Raw genomic sequence first — 4485 nt, 5'->3', positions numbered from 1 at the left:
CCGGCCACCGGCCGGGCGTGCGCCCGGCCGGCCACGCAGCGAGCGGGTCAGCCGGGCCATCACCGAGGCGGCCTTGCAGTTACTGATGGACGGTGTGTCCGTGAACTCGCTGTCCGTGGAAGCCATCGCCGCGCGGGCGGGGGTCGGCAAGGCCGCACTGTACCGGCGATGGCCGAACAAGGACGCCGTGCTGTTCGACGCGCTCGGGTCGGTCGTCGAGCCGCCGGCCGGGCCGCGGGGCGAGGCGATGCGGGACGACCTCACCACGCTGCTGGCCGAGTTCAGCCGGTGGCTCGCGGAGTCCCGGTCCGCGACGCTCCTGCCTCGCCTGCTCGACACCCCGGAGCTGTACGGCGAGTTCTCCCGGGCGCTGATCGAACCGAGGATCACCGGGATCCGCGACGTGCTGTGTGCCGGTGTGCGGCACGGCTCGCTCGTTCCGGACTGCGACGTCGACGTGCTGCTGACGATGCTCGTGGGCGCCGTGTTGACCCGGGTCGTGGTGGGTGGAGCGGGGTTCGGTGCGCCGACACCACCCGCCCACCGGGCGCTCGCCGCCCGGATCGTCGACCATGCGTTGCGCGGGCACGAGGTCGCCGCGTCCTGATTCCGTCGGTCGGCCCCCCGAGAACGATCGCGGGTTCCGTGCCGGACTTGACGCGTTCCGCACCGCATTTCCGATTCGGCGTCGTTCCGTTCCGGAATAGTGGTTCATCCATATTCCGTATTGACGCGGGTGTCGCTTTCGTGTGATTTTTTTGGTGGAATTGCATCGAGGGTCTCGCGGTGATCGAGCATCGATCGTCGGTCTCGTCGGCGACGGTTTCCTCTCGGTTCGGTCGTGGAGCCGAGCTCGCCCGATCTCCCGTGCCCGGACCATCTCCCGTGGAGGTATCCCCGTGGCCGATGACCGTACTTCCGCTTTCGAACGGCCCGGATGCCGCGTGTTGTTCCTGCTCACCCTCCGGGAGGGTGCGGAGGACGAGTTCCTGCGTGCCTACGACGCCGTCCGGTGGTCGCTGACGGACGTCCCGGGATACCTGGGCGATCAGGTGTGCCGGTCGGTCGACGACCCGCTTGAGTGGCTCATCACGAGCCAGTGGCGTGGCCCCGAGGATTTCCTGGCCTGGGAACGCACACCCGGGCACCGGGATCTCGTCGCACCGATGCTGGCCGTGGTCGAACGACGGCGTTCACTGCGTTACCTCGTCCGCCGGGAGACCGCGCGGCGCGGGAAGGAGGAGGAACCGTGGAACGGTACGCCCTGACGTTTCCGGTCCGCCCGGGCACCGAGGCCCGGGTACGCCATGTGCTCCGCTCCTATCCGCCTCCGGATACCGCGGTGGACGGCGGCGGACGGTTGCTCGCCACGTCGGTGTTCCTCTGGCGCAACCACGTCGTGCGGGTGATCGATGTGGACGGACCGCTCGCCGCCGTCCAGCGTCACCTCGCCGCCGACCCCGCGGTGCGGGCCACGGAGGAACGGCTCAATCCGCTGTTGTCGTCTCCCCGGAATCTCGGTGATCCGGAGGAGATGCGGGACTTCTTCGCGCGGTCCCGCATGACGCGGGTGGTGCACCGGGAACCCGAGGATCCCGGTCCGGGCCCGGGGCCCCGGCCGTCGACCCGGGTGGCGGTGCGGTATCCCGTCCGCCCGGGATGCGGTGAGGCACTGGCCCGGGAACTCGCCAGGGTCGGAGCGCGGTCTTCCGGCACGGGCTCCGCACCGGTGCGCACGACGGTGTTTCGCCACGACGACCTGGTGGTGGAGGTCTCCGATGTCCCGGTCGGGGGGCGCGACGCGGTCGTGCCCGCCGACCCCGTGTTGCTCGGTGCCGACGAGGGGATGCTGGCCACGTTGCTGGAGCCGGGCTGGGATCTGTCCACCTCGTCCGGTGTCGAACGATTGCGCGCCGCGCAGACCCTGTCTGCGGTGACCCACCGGGACACCGGCGCGGTGACCTCGTGACCGGCACCGTGCCGTTCGGAGTGTTCGTTCCGAAGGAGAAGGAGAGAGGGATGAAAGTCGAACCCCCGCCCCGGTGGCCCGCGGTCCCGGCGCACGAGCGTCCGGCCGACCGGCCCCCGGTCCGCGTGCACGAGGCGGACATCGCCGCGGACCGGCGCCGGGGTGGCGTACTCCGCACCCTGCTCAGTCCCCGGAACGCGGGCGCGGTCTCCGGCTTCTCCGGTGTGGCCGGACTGGAGCAGGGGGAGCGGGTCGCCGAGCACTACCACCCGTACTCGGAGGAGTTTCTGTACGTGGCCGACGGCGAGTTGACCGTCGACCTCGACGGGGAGCCGTGGAGCCTGTGCCGTGGATCGGCGTTGCTCGTTCCCGCCGGAACCCGGCACAGATTGCGCAACGACGGCCCCGCCACGGTCCGCGTGGTGTTCCACCTCGGTCCGCTCGCACCCAGCCCCGAACTCGGGCATGTGGACACCGAGTCCGGCGGGGTGTCCGAACCGGGTGGTGTGGACCGATGAGACGCCGGGTCGCCGTCACCGGTCTCGGCGCCGTCGCCCCGGGCGGGATGGGAGTGAAAGCCTTCTGGAACCTGCTGACCTCCGGAACGACCGCTACGCGGGGCATCACGCTGTTCGACCCGGACGGCTTCCGGTCGCGGATCGCGGCGGAGTGTGACTTCGACCCGGTCGCCGAGGGGCTCGACGCCGGGGACGTCGCCCGGCTCGACCGGCACGTCCAGTTCGGGCTCGTCGCGGCGCGCGAGGCGATGGACGACTCCGGGCTCGAACTCGGTCCGGTCGACCCGTGGCGGGTCGGTGTGAGCATGGGCACGGCGGTGGGGTCGTCGATCCGGTTGGAAGAGGGCTACGTCCGGGTGTCCGGTTCGGGAGCGGAGTGGCTCGTCGACCCGGACCGTGCCGACCCGTACCTGTACCACGCGTTGATGCCCAGCACGCTCGCCGCGGAGGTCGCCGACGCGCACGGCGTCCGCGGGCCGGTCCGCACCGTCTCGACCGGGTGCACCTCGGGGCTGGATGCCGTCGGATACGGTGCGATGGCCGTGGAGGAGGGCGCGGCGGACGTGGTCGTCGCGGGTGCGGCCGACGCGCCGATCACACCGATCACGGTAGCCTGCTTCGACGCGATCAAGGCCACGAGCACGTGCAACGCCGAACCCGGACGCGCGAGCAGGCCGTTCGACGCGTCCCGCGACGGTTTCGTGCTCGGTGAGGGTGCCGCGGCGCTCGTTCTGGAGGACCTGGACCGCGCCCGGCGTCGGGGTGCCCGGGTGTACTGCGAGATCGCCGGGTTCGCCACGTTCGGCAACGCGTACCACATGACGGGGTTGACGGCCGAGGGTGCCGAGATGGCACGGGCGATCACAACCGCGTTACGGGCGGCGCGGGCGGCACCCGACGAGGTCGACTACGTCAACGCGCACGGGTCGAGTACGAAGCAGAACGACCGGCACGAGACCGCCGCGGTGAAGCGCAGCCTCGGTCGGCACGCCTACCGTGTTCCGATGTCCTCGATCAAATCGATGATCGGACACTCGCTCGGGGCGATCGGCAGCCTGGAGCTCGTCGCGTGCGTGCTCGCGATCGACAAGGGCGTGGTGCCGCCCACCGCGAACTACGAGCACCGGGACCCGGAGTGCGATCTGGACTATGTGCCGTGCCGGGCGCGTGAGCAGGGCGTCGACCTGGTGGCCAGCGTGGGCAGCGGATTCGGGGGCTTCCAGTCCGCCGTCGTCCTCGATGCCGCGGGGAGGCGGGCCCGATGACCGATGTGGTGATCACCGGACTCGGGGTGGTGGCCCCGACCGGGCCGGACACCGATGCTTTCTGGCACGCCACCCTGGCCTGCAGGAGCGGGATCGCGCGGATCAGCCGGTTCGACCCGGACCGCTACCCGGTCCGGTACGCGGGGCAGGTCGACACGTGTGACCCCGCGGAGCGCCTCGCCCCGCACGTCGCGGCGCAGACCGATCTGTGGACCCAGTTCGTCCTGGAGGCCACCCGGCAGGCGCTGGACTCCGCCGCACTCGATCCGCGGACCCTGGACAGCTTCGACATCGGCGTGACCACCTCGGCGGGATCGGGTGGCAACGCCTTCGGCCAGCGGGAGATCGCGGCGCTGTGGGCGCGCGGCCCCCGCCACGTGGGGCCGTATCAGTCCATCGCGTGGTTCTACGCCGCTTCCACCGGCCAGATGTCCATCCGGCACGCGATGCGGGGGCCGTGCGCGGTGGTGAGCAGTGAGTCGGCGGGAGGCCTGGATGCGGTGGCGCACAGCCGCCGGGCCGTCCGGCGTGGTTGCCGGGTGCAGGTCTGCGGGGCGACCGAGGCCCCCGTGACCCCGTACGCACTGACCTGCCAGTTGCGGTCGGGGTTGTTGACCGAACGGGACTCGGCGACGGCCGTCCGCCCGTTCGCCCGGGACGCGTCGGGGCACGTGCCGGGAGAGGGCGGCGCGGTGGTGGTGCTGGAGGACGCCGGGCACGCCCGGCAGCGCGG

General features: G+C 71.5%; 6 protein-coding genes. All 6 read left to right on the top strand.

The window, feature by feature from the left end:
- A partial coding sequence (locus tag SACHA_RS23170) for a TetR/AcrR family transcriptional regulator (RefSeq protein ID WP_083935917.1) occupies positions 1-607 on the top strand: 607 nt, incomplete at its 5' end.
- 337 nt (positions 608-944) lie between these two features.
- A complete protein-coding gene (locus SACHA_RS0119085) occupies positions 945-1268 on the top strand; it encodes an antibiotic biosynthesis monooxygenase family protein (protein WP_019812340.1) in 324 nt (107 codons plus the stop codon).
- Positions 1250-1969, top strand: a complete 720-nt coding sequence (locus SACHA_RS0119080) for a SchA/CurD-like domain-containing protein (protein WP_019812339.1) — start codon at positions 1250-1252, stop codon at positions 1967-1969. Before SACHA_RS0119085 ends, SACHA_RS0119080 begins: the two co-directional genes overlap by 19 nt.
- Before the next feature lie 50 nt (positions 1970-2019).
- Complete coding sequence (locus SACHA_RS0119075; RefSeq protein WP_051110286.1) at positions 2020-2487, top strand: cupin domain-containing protein; 468 nt, start codon at positions 2020-2022, stop codon at positions 2485-2487.
- Positions 2484-3752 carry a beta-ketoacyl-[acyl-carrier-protein] synthase family protein gene (locus SACHA_RS0119070; RefSeq protein WP_019812336.1) on the top strand — a complete coding sequence of 423 codons (1269 nt, stop codon included), beginning with the start codon at positions 2484-2486 and terminating at the stop codon, positions 3750-3752. Before SACHA_RS0119075 ends, SACHA_RS0119070 begins: the two co-directional genes overlap by 4 nt.
- Positions 3749-4485: beta-ketoacyl synthase N-terminal-like domain-containing protein (locus tag SACHA_RS26375; protein WP_039739816.1), on the top strand; the 737-nt coding region annotated here is incomplete at its 3' end. The genes SACHA_RS0119070 and SACHA_RS26375, both read left to right, overlap by 4 nt.

Source organism: Saccharomonospora halophila 8 (assembly GCF_000383775.1).
In the GTDB taxonomy this organism is placed as follows: Bacteria; Actinomycetota; Actinomycetes; order Mycobacteriales; family Pseudonocardiaceae; genus Saccharomonospora; species Saccharomonospora halophila.
The sequence above is the reverse complement of the archived record's forward strand: the minus strand, read 5'-3'. Positions and strand labels throughout refer to the sequence as shown.